This is a genomic window from Rhizobacter sp., from assembly GCA_021153565.1.
Lineage (GTDB): Bacteria > Pseudomonadota > Gammaproteobacteria > Burkholderiales > Burkholderiaceae_C > Albitalea.
On sequence record JAJKJU010000306.1, the window covers coordinates 1 to 18941 of the forward strand.

19 protein-coding genes and 1 CRISPR repeat array are annotated in these 18941 nt (G+C 63.1%); of the genes, 13 read left to right on the forward strand and 6 right to left on the reverse strand.

The genetic code is table 11. From position 1 onward, the window contains the following. Both AC30NL_RS19260 and AC30NL_RS19265 read right to left on the reverse strand, forming a co-directional pair. Nucleotides 1-236, reverse strand: a 236-nt coding sequence (locus AC30NL_RS19260; RefSeq protein WP_489465602.1) for a hypothetical protein, incomplete at its 3' end; no start/stop codon positions are given. A gap of 517 nt (nucleotides 237-753) precedes the next feature. Next, nucleotides 754-972, reverse strand: a complete 219-nt coding sequence (locus AC30NL_RS19265; RefSeq protein ID WP_489465619.1) for a hypothetical protein — start codon at nucleotides 970-972, stop codon at nucleotides 754-756. A gap of 799 nt (nucleotides 973-1771) precedes the next feature. Here AC30NL_RS19265 and AC30NL_RS19270 point away from each other — a divergent pair. From AC30NL_RS19270 to AC30NL_RS19280, 3 genes are all read left to right on the forward strand, one after another. Continuing rightward, nucleotides 1772-2101 carry a hypothetical protein gene (locus AC30NL_RS19270; protein ID WP_489465603.1) on the forward strand — a complete coding sequence of 110 codons (330 nt, stop codon included), beginning with the start codon at nucleotides 1772-1774 and terminating at the stop codon, nucleotides 2099-2101. A 29-nt stretch (nucleotides 2102-2130) separates the two neighbouring features. Beyond that, nucleotides 2131-2643, forward strand: a complete 513-nt coding sequence (locus AC30NL_RS19275; protein ID WP_489465604.1) for a GIY-YIG nuclease family protein — start codon at nucleotides 2131-2133, stop codon at nucleotides 2641-2643. Between the two features lie 135 nt (nucleotides 2644-2778). Continuing rightward, a complete protein-coding gene (locus tag AC30NL_RS19280) occupies nucleotides 2779-2943 on the forward strand; it encodes a hypothetical protein (protein ID WP_489465605.1) in 165 nt (54 codons plus the stop codon). Nucleotides 2944-3202: 259 nt separating this feature from the next. Here the strand turns inward: AC30NL_RS19280 and AC30NL_RS19285 are convergent, their stop codons facing one another. Both AC30NL_RS19285 and AC30NL_RS19290 read right to left on the reverse strand, forming a co-directional pair. Then, nucleotides 3203-3523 carry a type II toxin-antitoxin system RelE/ParE family toxin gene (locus tag AC30NL_RS19285; RefSeq protein ID WP_489465606.1) on the reverse strand — a complete coding sequence of 107 codons (321 nt, stop codon included), beginning with the start codon at nucleotides 3521-3523 and terminating at the stop codon, nucleotides 3203-3205. Further along, nucleotides 3520-3792 (reverse strand): YlcI/YnfO family protein, encoded by a 273-nt coding sequence (locus AC30NL_RS19290; RefSeq protein ID WP_489465607.1) that lies wholly within the window; start codon nucleotides 3790-3792, stop codon nucleotides 3520-3522. Before AC30NL_RS19290 ends, AC30NL_RS19285 begins: the two co-directional genes overlap by 4 nt. A 552-nt stretch (nucleotides 3793-4344) precedes the next feature. On the opposite strand from AC30NL_RS19290, the gene AC30NL_RS19295 reads away from it, so the two are divergent. The 10 genes from AC30NL_RS19295 (at nucleotide 4345) to AC30NL_RS19340 (ending at nucleotide 17518) form a co-directional block, all read left to right on the forward strand. After that, nucleotides 4345-4629 carry a hypothetical protein gene (locus AC30NL_RS19295; RefSeq protein WP_489465608.1) on the forward strand — a complete coding sequence of 95 codons (285 nt, stop codon included), beginning with the start codon at nucleotides 4345-4347 and terminating at the stop codon, nucleotides 4627-4629. Further along, nucleotides 4626-7451 carry a CRISPR-associated helicase Cas3' gene (cas3, locus tag AC30NL_RS19300; protein ID WP_489465609.1) on the forward strand — a complete coding sequence of 942 codons (2826 nt, stop codon included), beginning with the start codon at nucleotides 4626-4628 and terminating at the stop codon, nucleotides 7449-7451. The genes AC30NL_RS19295 and cas3 overlap by 4 nt, the downstream gene beginning before the upstream one ends. After that, nucleotides 7448-9079 carry a type I-E CRISPR-associated protein Cse1/CasA gene (gene casA / locus AC30NL_RS19305; RefSeq protein ID WP_489465610.1) on the forward strand — a complete coding sequence of 544 codons (1632 nt, stop codon included), beginning with the start codon at nucleotides 7448-7450 and terminating at the stop codon, nucleotides 9077-9079. Before cas3 ends, casA begins: the two co-directional genes overlap by 4 nt. Before the next feature lie 9 nt (nucleotides 9080-9088). After that, entirely contained in the window at nucleotides 9089-9622 is a 534-nt protein-coding gene (casB, locus tag AC30NL_RS19310) for a type I-E CRISPR-associated protein Cse2/CasB (RefSeq protein WP_489465611.1), read from the forward strand. Nucleotides 9623-9695: 73 nt separating this feature from the next. After that, the gene (gene cas7e, locus AC30NL_RS19315) at nucleotides 9696-10757 is read left to right on the forward strand and encodes a type I-E CRISPR-associated protein Cas7/Cse4/CasC (RefSeq protein ID WP_489465612.1); all 1062 of its coding nucleotides are present in this window, start codon (nucleotides 9696-9698) and stop codon (nucleotides 10755-10757) included. A gap of 5 nt (nucleotides 10758-10762) precedes the next feature. After that, nucleotides 10763-11527: a type I-E CRISPR-associated protein Cas5/CasD gene (cas5e, locus tag AC30NL_RS19320; protein ID WP_489465613.1), complete on the forward strand. Its 765-nt coding sequence runs from the start codon at nucleotides 10763-10765 to the stop codon at nucleotides 11525-11527. Between the two features lie 2 nt (nucleotides 11528-11529). Beyond that, nucleotides 11530-12219, forward strand: a complete 690-nt coding sequence (gene cas6e, locus AC30NL_RS19325) for a type I-E CRISPR-associated protein Cas6/Cse3/CasE (protein ID WP_489465614.1) — start codon at nucleotides 11530-11532, stop codon at nucleotides 12217-12219. Between the two features lie 121 nt (nucleotides 12220-12340). Continuing rightward, entirely contained in the window at nucleotides 12341-13255 is a 915-nt protein-coding gene (gene cas1e, locus AC30NL_RS19330; RefSeq protein WP_489465620.1) for a type I-E CRISPR-associated endonuclease Cas1e, read from the forward strand. Further along, complete coding sequence (gene cas2e / locus AC30NL_RS19335; protein WP_489465615.1) at nucleotides 13236-13532, forward strand: type I-E CRISPR-associated endoribonuclease Cas2e; 297 nt, start codon at nucleotides 13236-13238, stop codon at nucleotides 13530-13532. Before cas1e ends, cas2e begins: the two co-directional genes overlap by 20 nt. 83 nt (nucleotides 13533-13615) lie before the next feature. Continuing rightward, a CRISPR array of direct repeats spans nucleotides 13616-17190; the repeat unit is 29 nt; unit sequence GCGTTCCCCACGTGCGTGGGGATGAACCG. 142 nt (nucleotides 17191-17332) lie between these two features. Further along, nucleotides 17333-17518 carry a hypothetical protein gene (locus tag AC30NL_RS19340; RefSeq protein ID WP_489465616.1) on the forward strand — a complete coding sequence of 62 codons (186 nt, stop codon included), beginning with the start codon at nucleotides 17333-17335 and terminating at the stop codon, nucleotides 17516-17518. A gap of 381 nt (nucleotides 17519-17899) precedes the next feature. On the opposite strand, the gene AC30NL_RS19345 is transcribed toward AC30NL_RS19340, so the two are convergent. Beyond that, nucleotides 17900-18535, reverse strand: a complete 636-nt coding sequence (locus tag AC30NL_RS19345; protein ID WP_489465617.1) for a hypothetical protein — start codon at nucleotides 18533-18535, stop codon at nucleotides 17900-17902. 12 nt (nucleotides 18536-18547) lie between these two features. After that, nucleotides 18548-18715: a hypothetical protein gene (locus AC30NL_RS19350; protein ID WP_489465618.1), complete on the reverse strand. Its 168-nt coding sequence runs from the start codon at nucleotides 18713-18715 to the stop codon at nucleotides 18548-18550. Between the last annotated feature and the right edge of the window lie 226 nt (nucleotides 18716-18941).

Here is an 18941-nt window from a genome sequence, read left to right on the forward strand (position 1 = left end):
ATCTGCCCCGTGTTGAAGTTCATGAGCACCCACGCCTTGTTGGCGAGCACCGGCACCGAGAGTCCGTTCGCGTCGGTGGTCGTCGCGGGTTCGGCAGATGCAACCGGCTTTGGCTTGTGGGCTGCTGCGTGGGGCTTGGGATGCGCCGCGCCGGAAGCAGTCCCAGCCAAGCCAACTAGGATCGCGGTTGCAAGGATGGAAGTGAGCAGCGGAGAAGTGCGGAGACTGAGGCTCATTGAGAGATGCTTCCTGAAGAAGCCAGTATGTGAATCGCGACCAACCAAGGACGGCGAAATCTGGTTCGGCGTACGTGGGTGCGCTCGACAGTTGGTCGCGCGCGGAAGATGATCAATTGTCGCGGATCTGCCTGCCTGACTGACTCGGCGGGTGACTGGCGATCCGGCGGCATGACGCCGACGACGTCTTCTTGAAAGATGCGCAACACGTCAGGAAGCGCAGATGGCCCACCCCGAAGTCTTGTGGCGCGCGACGGACCTGGCAGGAGGCTCAGCTCTAACAATCCATGGTGTCCTTGTACGACGGAAGCGTTCCACGGCACGAGTGGCGGAGCATGCCACGAGAGCGAATCGAGATTCCTGACCTCCGTGTCCGCTTCGCGGCGTCGCGGGTGCAACCTTGCAAAGTCCGAAACGGGGTATCTGGAGCCTTCGAAAGAGACGCTGCGCGCGATATTCGACGGCGCGCTTTGGCAACTGCCCAAATTCACCCTCTTGGTGGCACGGCCGCGCAGCTCTACGTCTTCGTTGGGTTGGCCGCCGTCCTCAACTGCTTGGGCAGCAGGTGGTCCAGCTCAGACTCGCTGAAGAAGAGTTCCTCTTGGTCCTTCAACGCGCGCTGGGCCGCGGCGTAGGCTTTGGAGTCCGTTCGGGACGCGCCGCGATAGATCTCTTCGAGCTCCTCGTTCATAGCGTCGCGTCGCTGGGCCGCCCTCAGGCCGCACTTCAGTCGGATCGGCGTGCAGGTTCAGTCGAGTGTCTGAAAGACACCCTTTTCAGACACTCATAGGTGGCGTACCGCTCAAGTGCGGCAATTTCTCGCTTGAGCCACGCCTTCTGCTCCCCGATGCGCGGTTGCCGGAATCCTCTTCTGCTCGCTTGATGAATGGGGCCAAGCCAGTCGGGAAGAGGTCATGTGGCGGCTCGTCACGATCGCGCTCCACGCCGAAGAACGTCAGCAGTCGATCCTGGCGCGCGTATGCCGCCGGCTCGCAGTGCCCTCGGCACTTCAATCATCAGATGCCGGACGTATGGACGTATGACGTCAACCGTGACAGGGATGCCCTCACCACAGGCCGTCAATGGCGCTGGCCTATACCCTCTGCGTTCTCGCCGGCGCGCGGTGTCGTCGAGCAGTTGCAGCGCCTGCCTCTGGTCTGCAGCAGGCTCGCACAGGCGAACCTTTGCCGCCCCACATGCGAACGAGTTCCCACTCCCCGAACAGGTCCTGCTGCACAAGCGCGAGGTAATAGTGTGTAGCGGTTTGCCTTTCCCATCGGTGCAAATCGGTCGCAAATCAATTTGAGCCGGCGAACGCGTCGATTGCGAGCCCGAGCCGTTTCGATTGCAAGCCGCTACACCTAGTGCGGCGTTTCGACGGTAGCGAATGTGCAAGTTCCCACGGAATTCGCTGGTGGTTCGTCGAGTAGTTGAAAAGACAAGCAAGTTGCGCGTGCATTCCGCCGTTGAACTGGTAACCGTACCCGTGCAGATTTGGGAGGCGTGGGTTCCACACGAAACGACGAGGGGCCCGCATGGGTAACGCAGTAGTCATCAAGAACGGCATGGCACGTCGAATCAATCCGAAGACCGGCGGCGATCAAGGGCAGCTGGGTATCCCCGGTGCCGTTAGCGCGGCCAGCGACGGGCAGTTCATCGTCGTGGTCTACAAGACCGGCAGTGCGCGCCGCTACGACGCGAACACGGGTGGCGACAAAGGCTTGCTCGGATCGCCCCACGCGGTGAGCTGCAGCCTGTCGGGTGGGATCGCGATCCTCAGCTATGTCAACGGCTCGGCCCGACGGTATGACGTTCGCACCGGCAGCGACAAGGGGCTCGCTTCAGCCGCTTCTCAACGCGGCTGACACAGTTTCATCAATGACAGGGGTTGCCCATGCTTATACAAAATTATGGCTTGTTCTGGAAGGTCAACGAGATCGACTGGTTTCCGGGCGGAGGCTCGCGGGGGTTTCGTCTGCTGGGGCGGCGCGGCTCGCAGGCTGCGAACCTGGATCTGGCTGACTTCCGCAACCAGAAGGGCATCTATCTCTTGTACGGCAACCGCGGGCCGCACTATGTCGGTCTGTGCCGCAAGCAGGGGCTGGGCACACGACTCAAGCAGCACCTGTCCGACAAGCACGAGGACAAGTGGGATCGGTTCTCGTGGTTCGGGTTCTGTGCGTTGCAAAGGACCCGCAACAAGAAGACGGGGTTGCTGTCGTTGCGGGAGCTACCGCAGGTCCAGTTGGGTGCGCCGACAAAGGCGATCGCAGACCTCGAAGCCCTGTTGATCAAGGCCATGGGGCTTAGCAACGTGGCCGACATGAAGTTTCAATCGGCGCTGGAGTGGCTGCAGGTGGACGAGGACGAAACGGAAAAGTATATGAATCTGGCGAGCGGACGATAGCTGCATCGACGTAGCGGTTCTGTCGCAATAAGGGCATGAGGTTGCTTGTGATTTGATGGGACGCGCAGGTGCTGCTGATTGGCTACGCCAGGGTGTCGAAGTCCGACGGGGCACAGACTGTGGCGCCGCAGCGCGATGCCCTGCTTTTTGCCGGGGTCACCAGGCTACGACGTGCGCGCGCTGTGCGAACAGTTCGAAGCGAAGCCGGCTGAAATCCGCGAGTTGCTGCGCGGCACGCTAAATCCGCAGCGATCCACGGAATTGATCGAGGAGATGCGGGCGGCGGCACTGCCGCTGTGACCGGTTGACGCTGCGAAGGTGATCGAGCGGATCAGCAATGTGCGTCCGTGTCACGCAATGTGGTTTGCGGATCAATCAATGTGCGCCTGAAGCCTCGATCCGTCTCACGGAATGTGCGTCGGAATCGAGCATCTATTGCGCGTCCGGGCCAACATCATTGCGCGTCACTAGCAACCAGCCCCGGCGTCAGGACAGGATTAAGTGCCACTGAGACTGCATTGCATGGCGCCTGGACCGAATTAACTGCAACTGAGTTTCTTCAGTGGTAGTCGTCTTCGAGCTGATGTCGAACGGCCAGGATGTTGATGGTCGCTCCATCTTCAATCTCGTAGAGAACGACGTAACCAGCACTGCGGAATGGAATGACCAGCTCTCGTAGGAAAGGGCTTTGGCCAGACTTCCGAAATATAAAGGGAGCGCGGCGCAGGTGGCTTTCGACCTCTGTGGTGATGGTGTCGATCGCGAGCTGCGCAGCGTCGAAATCTTCGGCGGTCTGAGCACGGTCGAGCAAGAAATCGAAGAGACGAAGCAGATCGTCACGGGCTGTGTCGGTGTAGCGAACCTCGAAATCACCCTTCATCCAAGAACCTGCTTGCGCCGGGCATCGAGCCTGCGCTGCAACTCGCCGTGCACCGCTGCGGCTGAGTGGTACAGGCCCGTGTGCTTGGCGTCCTCACTCGACTTCAAGCCACGAGCAAGAAACTCGGCCTGCACCCGGCGACGGTGAATGGTCTCGCGCATCGCCGTTTCGATCAAGCTTGTCAGCGTCTCGCCTTCACGAAGTACGCTTTCGGCCGCCTCACGCAGCTCGGCCTCGACTCGAAGGGATGGGAAGGTTGCGGTCTTCATGATGACAGTGCGTTGCAAGTGCGATTCGATGAGTGTACCGGGGTTCTCCCCCAGCAAGTACACATCGAGGGTGTCGGTTTGATGTATAGCCAAAGTGGACGTCAAGCGACCCCCATCCGGGACGCCGAAGTAGAGTCCAGGGCGGCATGTCATTGACATGCAAGCAGCAGCCTCTTGGCTTCAACCTGACACTTTTTCTCTTGCAAATAGTCCGGTCCCGGCGCCATGCAATGCAGCCCTGGGCGGTGGAATGCAGGCTCAGTGGCACTTAATCCTGTCCTGCCGCCGGCCCTGGTTGCAGTTAATTCGGTCCTGAAACCGCGTCGATGCAGTCCTGAGCGGTTTGAAATGCAGTCCTCTACATGTACCTGACAGGTCTGACAGCTTGCAAGGTACGTCGAACGCCAACCAAACTGGGCGTCCACCGAGCTTGGCCGGCATCCACGGCCGTCACTGCGGAGGCTGCGATGACACCGAATTTGAGAGCGCCTGAATTCGCCGCGAGAGCGATCGAAAGCCTGGGATCAGGCGCATTCCTGCAAGGCTGAATCGGTGGCCGCGAAACCTGGGTACCAGCGCGCGAAGTCGCCTCACGCAAGCGTCCGTCGAGCACGCTGGTTCGTACTTGCAGGAATGCGCCTGACCCCACCAGGCTTTCGATCGCTCTCCTTCGACGCCGACGGCAGCTACCTGCTCGAACTGCCCTACGCCGACCCGCGCGAGCGGGTGATGGACATATTGCGGCATGTGCCGGAGGTGGGGGTGCGATGGGCGGCGGGGTTGCGGGACATGGTCGAAAAGAAGTTGCGCGAAGGTCTTCGCAGGCTCACGCCATGACCCTAGACAACGCCAACATCAAGCCCATGCTCAACCTCGGTTACAGCGGCGCGACGCCGTCCGCCGCCTTCGCCTACTGGGGCAAGGCTCGTCCCCAGGAAGGCGCAGCGGAGTTGCATCTGCTGGTCTATCACTCGCTCGATGTCGCCGCCGTCGGCCGCGTTTACTTGCAACACACACCAGCGCTGATGGCCTGGCTCCGCAACCAATTCAACGCGCCTTCGGACGAAGCGCTGCAAGACTGGATCACTTTCTGGCTGGCACTGCACGACCTGGGCAAGTTCTCGGTTGGCTTCCAGGGCCAGCGCGCCGATCTGGCGGAGCGACTGCAAGGCGAACCTTCCCTGAATCGAGCCCCTGCCAACGTCAGGCACGACAGTCTCGGCATGCAGTTCTGGACGGACCATGTGCAGCCCCGCGCGGAGGAGCAAGGATGGTTCGGAAACGACCTCGACTACTTTGACGGCATCGCCTATTGGGTTCGCGCTGTAACCGGCCACCACGGCCAACCGCCGCTCAGCCACGTGCAATTCATGCAAGACCACTTCCGGCCGCGCGACGTGGCCGCAGTCCATTCTTTCGTTGACGCCATGCGCACGATGCTGCTCACGCCCGCTGCGGCGAGCCTGCCGCAGGCCCAGGACGCCATCGGGTTCCTGAAGGCGAGCAAGGATCTGTCTTGGTGGGTGGCGGGCCTGGCCGTGCTGGCCGACTGGATCGGCTCGAACTCCGATGTGTTCGTGTACCGCGACGAGCCCCGCACGTCCATCGGCAACTACTGGGTCGAAGCGCTGGCGCTGGCGCGACACGCCCTCTTGCATTCGGGCGTGCTTCCGGTCGGTCGGCAGGTTCTGCGCTCGTTCGGCGAACTGTTTCCAACCATCGCCCAGCCCTCCCCACTACAACACTGGGCCGCATCGGTCAGCCTATCTCCCGGCCCGCAGATTCATTTGCTGGAGGACGTCACTGGCGCCGGCAAAACAGAGGCGGCTGTCACGCTGGCCCACCGCCTGCTGGCGGCTGGCTGTGCTGACGGCTTCTTTATCGGCCTGCCGACAATGGCCACCGCCAATGCAATGTATGGACGCATCGCCGAGGTCTACCGCCTATTGTTCGACGGCAATGCCAGCCTCGTGCTGGCGCACGGACGCAAAAGATTGGTTGAAGACTTCGAAGCCACCGTCATCGAACCCGGCAGCGAGGAGGGCGACGCGCGGCAGCGTGATGAAAGCGCCACCAGCCGCTGCACACGCTGGCTGGCGGATCACAACAAGCGTGCCTTGCTGTCGCCCGCGGGCGTGGGCACCGTGGACCAGGCCCTGCTCGGTGCCCTTCAAAGCAAGCACCAGTCCCTGCGCTTGCTGGGGCTGGCGCGCAAGGTCCTCGTCATCGATGAAGTCCACGCCTGCGATGCCTACATGCAGCGCACGCTGGAGATTCTCCTGCGCTTTCATGCACGTGCAGGCGGCAGTGCCATCTTGCTCTCCGCCACGATGCCAGAGCGCATGAAAGCGGCCTTGCTCAAGGCGTTTGCCAGCGGGTGTCAGCAATCCGAGCCCGGTCTGATCTCGCAGGCCTACCCACTCGCCACGTCATGGTCAGCGTTGTCGCCTGCCACCCTGTCCGAAGCCGCCATCGACACGCGCGCTGACGTCCGTCGCCGAGTGCAGGTGCGCTACGAAACCGATTTCGAAGCCATCGTCGGCGGCATCGTCGCCGCCCTGGCGGCTGGCCAGTGCGTGGCCTGGATTCGCAACACCGTTGGCGATGCCCTGGAGGCCCGCACCGCGCTGGCGGCACACGTGGAAGCCGAACGCATCACACTCTTCCACGCGCGGTTTGCACTGGGCGACCGGCTCGACATCGAAGAGTCCGTGTTGGCGACTTTCGGCCCCGGCAGCGGCCCCGAGCAGCGCAGCGGCCGGCTGCTGATTGCCACGCAGGTAGCCGAGCAGTCGCTGGATGTGGACTTCGACTTGGTGGTGTCCGATCTCGCGCCCGTCGACCGGATCATCCAGCGTGCCGGCCGCCTGCGCCGCCACGTGCGCGACTTGCACGGCCAACGCCTCACACAGCGCGGCGCCACCGACCAGCGTGGCGAGCCCTGCCTGTGGGTGCTGGGCCCGGTGTGGGCCGAGGCGCCGCCGGCCAACTGGTTCAAACAGGTGTTCCCCAGGGCAGCAAGCGTCTATCCCCACCATGGTCAGCTGTGGTTGACGGCGGGTGCGCTGCGCAGCGGCCAGTTCACCATGCCGGACGATGCGCGCACGCTAGTCGAAACCGTGTTCGCGGATGAAGACACCTTGCCCAAGGGCCTGCAAGGTAACGCGAACCAGGCCGAGGGAAAGGCCTATGGCGACGCCAGCCTGGCCGACATGAACAGCGTGAAGCTCGTCAAAGGCTATACCCGCGACGGCATCGAATGGAGCTCTGACACCGTCACGCCCTCCCGCCTGGGGGAAGACACCATCGATGTGATGCTCGGCCGCTGGCACGGCGACCAACTGCGTCCGTGGCGCGACGACAAACCGCCTCGGCATCAATGGACTTACAGCACAGTGCGGGTGGCCAAGCGGCTGATTGCCAGCGCGTTACCACCGAGTTCACTCGCGCGCGCAGCGGCGCTTCAAGCCGTGCTCGAGCAAATGCCCGGCGGTGGCCAATGGTCGGTGTTGTTGGCATTGGACGAACAGGACGGGGCGCACGTCGGTCAAGCCTGCGCCATGGCCAAAGGCAATCTGCCACCGTCAGTGACCACCTGGCGCTACGACGCCGCCATGGGGTTGCGCGCTGAACCCACTTCAACACCGGAGCACGAATGAACCTGCTTGAAGAACGCTGGATGCCTGTGCGACTGCACGACGGTGGGCGCGAATGGGTCGCCCCGCATCAACTCTCAGACTCGCGTATTGCGGCCTTCGACGCCGACCGTGCCGACTTCAACGGCGCGCTGGCGCAGTTCGCAATCGGACTGCTGCAAACCTCCACGCCGATGGATAACGCTCTCGAGTGGCGCGCGCTCTTCAACATTCCGCCGTCGAGCGAGACGCTGAAGGAATGGTTCCTGCCTTGCAAGATCGCTTTCGAGTTCGACGGTAACGGCGCACGCTTCATGCAGGACTTCGACTTGAGGGTGACGGAAGGGGAGTCACTGGGCATCGGCAGTTTGCTTATTGAAACGCCCGGCGAAAACACGCTGAAGAACAACAGCGACCACTTCATCAAGCGCGGTCTGTTGAATCAGCTTTGCCCGTGCTGCGCAGTGCTGGCGCTTTTCACCTTGCAAGTAAACGCCCCTGCGGGTGGTGCAGGACACCGTACCGGGCTGCGAGGCGGTGGCCCCCTCACCACTTTGCTGCTGGCCGAGAAACGCCCGGATGTTCTTCGCAGCCTCTGGCATGACCTTTGGTTGAACGTGCGCGAGCGCGAAGGCTTTCTGGCATCAGGCGGTGACTCGACCAAGACGGCACCTCGCCTCAGCTTTCCGTGGCTCGCGAGTGTGACTGAAATTCAGAGTGAAGGTGGCTCTGTCACGCCGGTGCAGACACACCCCGCGCACGTGTTCTGGGCCATGCCGCGGCGCATCCGTTTGGACTTTGAAGCAGTCAGCACCGGTGTCTGCGACCTGTGCGAATGCGACTCGGCTCACCTGGTATGTCGCTACGTCACGCGCAATTACGGACTCAACTACAAGGGGCCGTGGTCTCACCCGCTTTCACCCTACTACGAGTCCAAGGAAGGATGGCTGCCACTGCACCCGCAACCCGGCGGATTGGGGTATAGGCACTGGCTGGGTTGGGTGTTGGGGATGCAGAACGAGAAGCGAAATGTCAAGCGGGCCGAGGTGGTTGCGCAGTTCTTCGAATCACAAGTCCAAAGGCGCACCGGTGTGGGCTTACGGCTGTGGGCTTTTGGCTACGACATGGACAACATGAAGGCCCGCTGCTGGTACGAAGCCATGATGCCTCTCTACGCGTTGAACGACTGCGACCCCAACTTGCAGAGAGACTTGCGCGAAGAAATCGGCACCTGGCTTGCCGGCGCAGATCTGTCAGCCCGTTACACCCGAGACGCCGTCAAAGACGCCTGGTTCGGCAACGACGCGCGCGGTGAGTTCAGCTTCGTCGATGCCGCGTTCTGGAGCCATACCGAACCGACGTTCTATGAACTGCTGGGCGAGCGCATCAAAGCCGCGCGCGAAGGCCTGACGACGGACCGGCAAGAGATTGCCGAACGTTGGCGGGCCGGCCTGCGCACTGCAGCCCTGCGCCTGTTCGACAAGGAACTGGTCGGTACCGGCCCTATCGAGCGCCAGAACCCGGCGCGCATTGCCAAGGCCCACCACCAACTCGGTGTGAACCTGAACGGACCCAAGCTGCGTACCACGCTGGGCTTGCCAGTCAAAGTGAATCCGAATCCCAGCAAGGCAAAGGGCGCCAAAGCGGCGTAAGGAGAACCCATGGCCACTCAAAATCGGTTTGCTCTGGGCGACGCTCCCAAAGCTGTTCTCAAGCGCTGGTGGCACACCATCAGCCGCGACGACGCAAGCGGGAGCGCACGTACCGATCGCGCCACGCTCAGGCGCGCAGACAGTCTTCGCGCTGTGGCTTGCACACCGGCCTACCAGCGCGTCTATCGCGAGATGGCGGCCGCGCATGCGGGCGAGCCTTGGCGCGATTTCGAACAGGAGCGTATCGCCGCCATCGTCGCATTGGCGGCGCACGTGAAGGAGAGCAGCCCACAATCGCTGCCCAAAGCCATGAGCCACCCGGCCGAGGGCAGTGATCGCAACCCGGTGAGCGAACTTCGTTTTGCGCGCTTGTTGAACGCGCCAGACATCGAAGCCGTTTTCACCGGTGTGCGCCGAAGCTTGCCCTTGATCGCACACACGGTCGATGTGTTGTCGCTGGCTGACGACGTGTTCAGCTGGGGCGATGTTGTCAAGAAGAGCTGGGCCTATGACTACGCCTGGCCCAAGAAATCTGGCGACTGAGCCGCAGCATCTGCAGCTGCGCCTGTCCCGCCAAGCGTTACCCGCCAGATCACTATTCACCAGAGAGAGCCCCATGACCCGCTTTGTCCAACTCCACGTGCTGACCAGCTACCCGCCCTCCAATCTCAACCGCGACGACACCGGTCGGCCGAAGACCGCTCTGGTAGGTGATGCCAACCGACTTCGCCTTTCATCGCAGAGCCAGAAGCGCGCCTGGAGAACATCGAATGTCTTCGAAGTGGCCTTGGCCGGCAACCTGGGCACGCGCACCAAGCTCATGGGCAAGCAGGTGTTCAACGACCTCAAGGCCGGCGGCATCGGCGAGAAGACCGCCCGTGAATGGGCCAAAGAGATTGCCAAGCAATTCGGCAAGCTGAAGTCGGAGAAGAAGACCGAGAACGATGCCGATCTTGAAATCGAGCAGCTCGCACATTTCAGCCCGGAAGAGAAGGACGCCATCGATGCGTTGGTAAAGGCGCTCGTCGCCCGCAACGAAGCACCCACCGCCAATGAGCTGAAGCTGCTGAGCCGCCCACGCCGAGCGGTAGACATCGCCATGTTCGGTCGCATGCTCGCCGATGCGGCCGAGTTCAACGTGGAAGCCGCCGTGCAGGTCGCCCACGCGATCACCGTCCACAAAGCAGCCGTTGAAGACGACTACTTCAGCGCCGTGGACGACCTCAACAAGCGTGAGGACACGGGTGCCGGCCACATCGGTGAACGCGGCTACGGCGCTGGCCTGTTTTACCTGTACATCGCCATTGACCGCGAGCTGCTGAAGAGAAACCTTGGCGGCGATGAAGCGCTGACTGCCCGCGCGCTCGAAGCGCTGATCCACGCCATCACCAAGGTGTCACCCACGGGAATGCAGAACAGCTTTGCATCGCGCGCATATGCGAGCTATGTGCTTGCCGAAAAGGGCAACCAGCAGCCACGGTCTCTGGCGCAGGCCTATCTGAAACCCGTGAAGCCATTCGGCGACGAGGACATCTTTGAGAAGTCTGTCGCCGCCCTGGAAACGCGGCTGAACAACTTCGATGCCGTCTATGGCGCTTGTGCCGAGAGCCGCTACACGGTGAATGTAGAAAAGCCCGAAGGCTCGATCGCCGAGCTGGTGAAGTTCGTGACGGAGTGAGCGCGATGGACTACCTGGTCTTTCAACTTCAGGCGCCGCTGTCGTCGTGGGGCGAACCTGCGGTGGGCGAGTTTCGCGGTACGGCGGAGCATCCGTCACAGTCGGCGTTGGTGGGATTGCTCGGCGCTGCGCTGGGCGTGGAGCGCGGCGACGAAGCCGCCCACGCATCATTGCGCGACGGCTACGGCTTTGCCGTGGGCCTGCAATCGGCTGGTAGCCTGCTCCGCGACTACCACACGGCCCAGGTGCCACCGCGCTCAGCGCTCAAGGGGCGACCCAACGCCACACGGCGGGATGAGCTGGCCGTTCCAAAGCTAGACCTGAGTACCATCCTGTCAACGCGCGACTACCGGCAAAACGCGGCCAGCCTGGTGGCGATGCAGCCGCGTGGCTCGCATCCACCGCCACATACCCTGCCCGCGTTGGCGGCGGCACTGCGCGAACCAAGGTTCACCCTCTACCTTGGGCGCAAGGCGTGCCCGCCGGCTGCGCCGTTGTGGCCACAGGTCATCGCCGCCGAATCGGCGAAGGCTGCCTTTGCTCACTACGCCCACATGCATGAGGCGGCTCGACAGGCCGCGGCTGACAAGCGCGGCCGGCTGCCGCTGGAAGCGCTGCTGCCGCTGACCCGCATCGCCTTTGACGAGCATGTGCATGCCGGCGTGGGCCACGACCTCAGCATCCGCCGCAAAGACCGCCTCATTCGCCGCAAGGGCTGGCAGTTTGGCGACCGAACCGAACACATTGCACTCATCACCCCCAAGGTCTGACCATGTACTTCAGCCTGATCACCCCGGCCCAAGGTCGTGAGCGAGAAGCCGTCCAGCAGCGGATGAATGGCCCATATGCCGATCATCAATGGCTGTGGCAACTGTTCCCGGCGCTTGCCGGCACGGCGCGCGACTTTCTCTTTCGGCGCCATGAAGTGGATGGCATGCCGCGCTTCTACGTGCTGTCGAAGCGCAAGCCCGACGCCGTCCACGAGGCGTGGCAGGTGCAGACGCGTGACTACGCGCCACAAATTGCCGCAGGTACGAGCCTGCGCTTCGAGTTGCGCGCCAACCCTACCGTACGCCACGGCCGCGACGGCAAGTCGAAGCGGCATGACGTGGTGATGGAGGCCAAGAAGCAGCTGCTCTCTGCCAAAGGCCTTTCTCGTTGGGCCGATTGGAATGACGACACGCGGCCCGCGCTCTACAGCATCGTGCAGCAGAGTTGCAGCGCATGGCTGGCGCGTCGCTCTGAAAGAATGGGGTTTACCCTCGACGCCGATTCACTGGCGGCGGAAGCGTATGAGCAACACGACGACCCGTCCGATCGCAAGCTGCAATTCACCACGGTGGATTTCAGCGGACAGCTGACGGTCAGCGACCCGCAGGCGTTTGCCGCTGCATTGGCGGGCGGCATCGGCCACGCCAAAGCCTTCGGCTGCGGTTTGCTCCTTGTACGCCCAGTGGGCTAAGCTAGTGGCCACTGCACGCCGTCAATTCCCTGTTGGCCAGCGGTACTACCTGTCTCGGCCGCGCGCGGATCGAGCGCTGGGTGAACTCGGCGAGTAGCCGGTCGCGACCGTGTCCACAGGCATCCTTCCCCCGCTGAAGCCCATCCCGATCAAGGAGCGGGTGTCGGTCATCTTCATCGAGCGCGGCGAGATCGACATGCTCGACGGCGCCTTCGTGGTGGTGGACGCCACCGGCATCCGCACCCACATTCCGGTGGGCGGCGTGGCCTGCATCATGCTGGAGCCGGGCACGCGCTTGTCGCACCGCGCAGCGGCACTGGCGGCGCGCGTGGGCACGTTGCTGGTGTGGGTGGGCGAGGCCGGCGTGCGTCTTTATTCGGCTGGGCAGCCCGGCGGTGCTCGCTCGGACAGGCTGCTCTACCAGGCCAGGCTGGCGCTGGACGAAGCGTTGCGTCTGAAGGTGGTGCGCAAGATGTACGCGCTGCGCTTCGGCGAGGAGCCGCCCGAACGGCGCAGCGTCGAACAGCTTCGCGGCATCGAGGGCGCACGCGTACGCCGCACCTACCAGTTGCTGGCCCACCAGTTTGGCGTCAAGTGGGCCGGGCGCGACTACGACCCCGAGTCCTGGGACGCGTCGGACCTTCCAAACCGCTGCCTGTCTGCCGCCACGTCTTGCCTGTACGGGGTGACCGAGGCCGCGGTTCTGGCCGCAGGCTACGCCCCAGCGGTGGGGTTCATCCATACCGGCAAGCCGCTGTCATTTGTGTACGACATTGCCGACGTGTACAAGTTCGAGACCGTGGTGCCGGTGGCCTTCAAGGTGGCGGCGTCAAACCCGCATGGCAACCCAGAACGTGCGGTGCGGCTCGGCTGCCGCGACGTGTTCCGGCAAAGCAAGCTGCTGGACCGGATCATCCCGGACATCGAAGACATTCTCGCGGCGGGCGAAGTGCCGCGCCCGGAGTCTCCGCCGGACGCCCTGGGGCCGGCGATACCCAACGCGGAGAACATCGGCGATGCTGGTCATCGTGCTTGAAAGTGCGCCGCCCCGACTGCGCGGGCGCATGGCGGTATGGTTGCTGGAGGTGCGCGCCGGCGTTTACGTCGGCAACTACAGCAAGCGTGTGCGCGAGCACATCTGGAGCCAGGTGGAAGAAGGCATCGAAGACGGCAATGCGGTCTTGGTTTGGCGCAGCACCGCCGAGGCCGGCTTCGAGTTCAAGACGCTTGGCCAAAACAGACGTATGCCCGTCGATTTCGACGGCGTGCAGCTGGTCAGCTTTCATCCGGAACCGGCCAGCGACGATCTTTAAAAACTTGTCGAAAATTCAGGTTGCCGGCCGGTAGAAAATCGCGCGGGTGAAAAGCTGTATGGAATCAAAGAGATAGAGTTAGAGCGTTCCCCACGTGCGTGGGGATGAACCGTACTCGAAGGCTTCAACGATCAACTGATCATGGCGTTCCCCACGTGCGTGGGGATGAACCGGCGGCTGGGTAGTTGGCCGATGCAACCGAGGTGCGTTCCCCACGTGCGTGGGGATGAACCGTCCATCACATCGCTCCTTCTCATAGTGGCTACCGCGTTCCCCACGTGCGTGGGGATGAACCGGTGCTCTGCAATCTGCGTTTCAATCAGCGGGAGCGTTCCCCACGTGCGTGGGGATGAACCGTCGAGTCCGCCCTGAGCGAGCTTGACAAAGTAGCGTTCCCCACGTGCGTGGGGATGAACCGCTCGGGTGAGGATTGCTGCGCCCCGCTCGATGGCGTTCCCCACGTGCGTGGGGATGAACCGCGCTGGAGCGGCTGGCAGCGGAGCGGGCCGAGCGCGTTCCCCACGTGCGTGGGGATGAACCAGGCGCACAGATTCAGATGGGAGTCATCGGGACGCGTTCCCCACGTGCGTGGGGATGAACCGGCCTGCCTTGACATCCTGATCGAGTTGCGCGCGCGTTCCCCACGTGCGTGGGGATGAACCGTCCAACGTGGCGGTGAGTTATTCGGCTGTGCAGCGTTCCCCACGTGCGTGGGGATGAACCGCCGGCGGCTTGCACTATATCGATCCGAGTGAGGCGTTCCCCACGTGCGTGGGGATGAACCGGCGGGCGGTAAATTCAGGGGATAGTTGCGCCACGCGTTCCCCACGTGCGTGGGGATGAACCGCATGCAGTCGATATGCAAATCATGGTCACGAGGCGTTCCCCACGTGCGTGGGGATGAACCGGGGAGAGAAGATTGGTTGCCGAGTGAGTTCAAGCGTTCCCCACGTGCGTGGGGATGAACCGTCACCGCGAGCAGGGTGCGGCGCAAGTAGGCTGCGTTCCCCACGTGCGTGGGGATGAACCGGTGACGCGAACGGCTTTGCTGAGCGCTCGCGGCGCGTTCCCCACGTGCGTGGGGATGAACCGCGTTGGGGTCAGCCAGCCTCAGCTGCGTTCCCCACGTGCGTGGGGATGAACCGGACTCGACGCGCGTTTGCACCGTGAGCAACTCGCGTTCCCCACGTGCGTGGGGATGAACCGTACCCGCTGTCAGCGCTCCCGAAATTGGGTGAGCGTTCCCCACGTGCGTGGGGATGAACCGTACGTGCGGCAGTTCACGGACTATCTCATGCAGCGTTCCCCACGTGCGTGGGGATGAACCGGCAGTCCACTCCTGCCGCCTTCAACGTGTGCGGCGTTCCCCACGTGCGTGGGGATGAACCGACTGCCGAGGAGGTTCTCGCGCTCGGCACTGTGCGTTCCCCACGTGCGTGGGGATGAACCGCTCCTGCGCGTGGAGGCGGGTCGGGTAAGCACGCGTTCCCCACGTGCGTGGGGATGAACCGGGACATAGCAATGGCTGAGGAAGTCACTAAAGTTGCGTTCCCCACGTGCGTGGGGATGAACCGACTCCCAGGCATGGGTTGCTCCTGCCGCTGGTGCGTTCCCCACGTGCGTGGGGATGAACCGGGGAGGCACTCACGGCGGGGGTCGCCGCCACCGCGTTCCCCACGTGCGTGGGGATGAACCGACTGACCCCCTCTCGAAAAATATCGAGAGGGAGCGTTCCCCACGTGCGTGGGGATGAACCGCTCGTGCCCGTGCTCGATACGGTTTGTCGCGAGCGTTCCCCACGTGCGTGGGGATGAACCGGGAGCAAGGAACTATGGTTACGGCGGGCTTGACGCGTTCCCCACGTGCGTGGGGATGAACCGTCAGGGTGTTTATCGTTCCGCCGTCGATAGTGGCGTTCCCCACGTGCGTGGGGATGAACCGGTTCAAGCCATGCGGTTGTCGCTTCCAACATAGCGTTCCCCACGTGCGTGGGGATGAACCGGCATGATGGAGTTGGTTCGATGATCACGATTAGCGTTCCCCACGTGCGTGGGGATGAACCGTCTCTAAACCTCATGGAGTGCCTGTCGAGTGAGCGTTCCCCACGTGCGTGGGGATGAACCGCACGCGAACCTGATCGACGGTTGCCGTACCCCGCGTTCCCCACGTGCGTGGGGATGAACCGTCCCACTCGCACTGCTGGGCGCAAACAAGGAGGCGTTCCCCACGTGCGTGGGGATGAACCGACTGCATGGCCGAATGCGTCGAGGTCGCGGCCGCGTTCCCCACGTGCGTGGGGATGAACCAGCTGGCATCGAGCTTGGGATACACATCGGTCGAGCGTTCCCCACGTGCGTGGGGATGAACCGAGATCAAAATACCGCGCGCGCCCAGTCATCAGCGCGTTCCCCACGTGCGTGGGGATGAACCGCGAACGTGCCGATATTTGAGCATCGATCGGAAGCGTTCCCCACGTGCGTTGGGATGAACCGTGGCTCGCAGCGACTGCGCTTCGGCGCGTTGAGCGTTCCCCACGTGCGTGGGGATGAACCGCCACCACGACGGTCTATCTGGTCGCGCAACAGGGCGTTCCCCACGTGCGTGGGGATGAACCGTCTGCAATCGCTATGGTGCTGGTCGGGCTGTGGCGTTCCCCACGTGCGTGGGGATGAACCGGTGATGTCGCACTTGCCATTGGTCGCATTGCCGCGTTCCCCACGTGCGTGGGGATGAACCGATCGAGAAACTGTTTATCTCGCTTGCTCACTACGCGTTCCCCACGTGCGTGGGGATGAACCGGCTTCCTCTCGCCAGTCTCAAACAGTTCACGGGCGTTCCCAACGTGCGTGGGGATGAACCGCGCCATCACGGATGCGACCGCTGGTTCCAAAGCGCGTTCCCCACGTGCGTGGGGATGAACCGCGGTCCAGCGATGGCGTAATGTCCTGGCCTTTGGCGTTCCCCACGTGCGTGGGGATGAACCGCAGCACAGGTGATCCGTCGTCTCCTCGTCAGGGCGTTCCCCACGTGCGTGGGGATGAACCGGCTCACTTGGATCTCCGGTTGCGATGGAGTTAGCGTTCCCCACGTGCGTGGGGATGAACCGCGCAACTGTATGAAACCACATACCAGTTCACCGCGTTCCCCACGTGCGTGGGGATGAACCGGCGGCGACGGGTGATTTTGCGAAGGGGAATGTGCGTTCCCCACGTGCGTGGGGATGAACCGCTCCCAGGGACGTTGGAACATGTGTCCGATCCGCGTTCCCCACGTGCGTGGGGATGAACCGCTCCCAGGGACGTTGGAACATGTGTCCGATCCGCGTTCCCCACGTGCGTGGGGATGAACCGACGATCATATTGAGCTGTCTCGGAAACACAGAGCGTTCCCCACGTGCGTGGGGATGAACCGGTTGAGAACACGGCTTTGAGCACATGGGCTGGGCGTTCCCCACGTGCGTGGGGATAAACCGCGCGATCATTTCCTCCTCCCCTTGCGCGGCGCGGGGCGTTCCCCACGTGCGTGGGGATGAACCGATCTATGATCCGGCGCTGGCGCCAGCCACGATGCGTTCCCCACGTGCGTGGGGATGAACCGTTCGCACAGAACGACCAGCGAATCATCCAGTGGCGTTCCCCACGTGCGTGGGGATGAACCGCCTCACTCGGGGTGGAACCAATTACGGCTTCTGCGTTCCCGGGGTCTGGGGAGCAACGGAACAGAAAGTGCAGTTAAGCGATCAACGCATAAGTGGGCTGGCATTGGTTGGTAAAACGGAATAAGCCCCGCACCCTACCTTCATGGGTCATTTGCGTGCGACACGCCTTGCGCGTCGGTTTGGCTTCAAGCTGCCTCTCAAGGTGAGCGCGCAGAGCTTCACCAGCGCCTCGCTCCTCGGCCAAAGCGGCTTCCGCCGCGCTCAGCTTTTGCTGCAGCTGCCCAAGCTCATGCTGCAACTCGCCGACCTGCGCCCGATGCGGGTCTGATTGCTCGCCGGCCGAGCGGGCGAGTCCCGAAAACGATTAACTGCAGTTTCTGTTCCGTTGCTCCCCGAGCCCCCATCCCCGCTGCCCTACCGCGCCCCGGCCGGTATCAGGCCAGGATTCGCCACGTCCGGTCGGGGTGGTCTTCGACACTAAGTGCGCGTTTCGGCGGGAGCGAATGTGCAAGTTTCCACGGAATTCGCTGGTGGTTCGTCTAGTAGTTGAAAAAGACAAGCAAGTTGGGCGTGCATTCCGCCGTCGTAGAGGAAAGCAATGTCGTCACAAACGCGACGGTAAATCTGTCAATCCGCATCGACCGAGCGGCGGGGGTGGGCCGCAACGCCAGGCGTGGCGCGGGTTTGCGGGCCGCGCAAAGTAAAGATGTCAATCGTGGCGTCGGCGAAGTGAATTTGTCACCGGCGAACCGGTGGCGGGTGGGTACCCAAGCGCGGCGCGCGTGATAGCCGTGCGGTCCCTGGCTGGCAGTGATGCGTGCCAGGTTGTCGGCGCTGTGCCGGTGTGGGTGCGATACGCACGGCAGTGAGCACAGCGGAACGGCGCGTCGATTAGCAGCGCGTTGAGCCGATACGCGCAGGGGCGGTGGCAGTGGCGGCATGACGCCTGCAGCGGTTGGCCATGGATCGGGCAGGTCTCGTAGCGCAGCAGCTGGTGCACCCGTGCGTGATAGCCCAGGCTCATGCATCGCGCACAGCTGCGAAGGAACGGACAGACATGGGGGTGCTGATTGCCGATGCCTTCGCGCACGCGCTTGTGCGTGATGCCCAGCATGCGAGCAACCACGGGTACGTCGACCTCGAAGGGTTCGATGCCGGCGTATGGATCCAATTCGCCGCTGCGCAGGTGCATGACGACGCAATGCCCGGGCAGCCGGTTCATGCGAGCGAACTTCCACAGCATGCCGACGATCGATTCATATGGCTGCAGCCAGCGGGTGCGGAAGACGTAGCCGAAGCTCGCGCTGAGCGCGCGCTCGTCGAAGGTGAGGATGGGCATCACCATGACGCTCGGCTGCTATGCGGCCGCGGCCAGGATCTCCTGGCTAATCGCGCGGCGCGCTTGGATGTAGCCGCTGGCCTGCGCCGCGGCGTACCAGGTGGCCGCATCCGGCCGGTATCCCGCGGCGTCGCGCGTCGTGCCGTCCTTTAGCACGATCTCCACCGCCCGGGCGAAGGATTCCATCGGAATCTCCAACTTCCCCGGCAACCCGTGCTTGTGGTGCAACTGCTCGAAGGCGGCCCACAGCAGCGGCGCGTCGTCGGCAAGCCGGTAGCCGGCGGCCGCCGCCAGCGGTAGGTAAGGGCGGGGACAACATCGGCTTCAACGGGCACAAGCGGGTCAAGGGCGACAAGGTCGTGCCCTTCTGTGACCGCAACTGCAACGTGATCGCACCGTTCGTTGCGGCTGC

Bases quoted from the DNA above. Each gene is read 5' to 3' on its own strand.
- AC30NL_RS19270 (WP_489465603.1), top strand. From the start codon at position 1,772: ATGGGTAACGCAGTAGTCATCAAGAACGGCATGGCACGTCGAATCAAT.
- AC30NL_RS19275 (WP_489465604.1), top strand. From the start codon at position 2,131: ATGCTTATACAAAATTATGGCTTGTTCTGGAAGGTCAACGAGATCGAC.
- AC30NL_RS19280 (WP_489465605.1), top strand. From the start codon at position 2,779: ATGCCCTGCTTTTTGCCGGGGTCACCAGGCTACGACGTGCGCGCGCTG.
- AC30NL_RS19285 (WP_489465606.1), bottom strand. From the start codon at position 3,523: ATGAAGGGTGATTTCGAGGTTCGCTACACCGACACAGCCCGTGACGAT.
- AC30NL_RS19290 (WP_489465607.1), bottom strand. From the start codon at position 3,792: ATGAAGACCGCAACCTTCCCATCCCTTCGAGTCGAGGCCGAGCTGCGT.
- cas3 (WP_489465609.1), top strand. From the start codon at position 4,626: ATGACCCTAGACAACGCCAACATCAAGCCCATGCTCAACCTCGGTTAC.
- casA (WP_489465610.1), top strand. From the start codon at position 7,448: ATGAACCTGCTTGAAGAACGCTGGATGCCTGTGCGACTGCACGACGGT.
- casB (WP_489465611.1), top strand. From the start codon at position 9,089: ATGGCCACTCAAAATCGGTTTGCTCTGGGCGACGCTCCCAAAGCTGTT.
- cas7e (WP_489465612.1), top strand. From the start codon at position 9,696: ATGACCCGCTTTGTCCAACTCCACGTGCTGACCAGCTACCCGCCCTCC.
- cas5e (WP_489465613.1), top strand. From the start codon at position 10,763: ATGGACTACCTGGTCTTTCAACTTCAGGCGCCGCTGTCGTCGTGGGGC.
- cas6e (WP_489465614.1), top strand. From the start codon at position 11,530: ATGTACTTCAGCCTGATCACCCCGGCCCAAGGTCGTGAGCGAGAAGCC.
- cas2e (WP_489465615.1), top strand. From the start codon at position 13,236: ATGCTGGTCATCGTGCTTGAAAGTGCGCCGCCCCGACTGCGCGGGCGC.
- AC30NL_RS19340 (WP_489465616.1), top strand. From the start codon at position 17,333: ATGGGTCATTTGCGTGCGACACGCCTTGCGCGTCGGTTTGGCTTCAAG.
- AC30NL_RS19345 (WP_489465617.1), bottom strand. From the start codon at position 18,535: ATGGTGATGCCCATCCTCACCTTCGACGAGCGCGCGCTCAGCGCGAGC.
- AC30NL_RS19350 (WP_489465618.1), bottom strand. From the start codon at position 18,715: ATGGAATCCTTCGCCCGGGCGGTGGAGATCGTGCTAAAGGACGGCACG.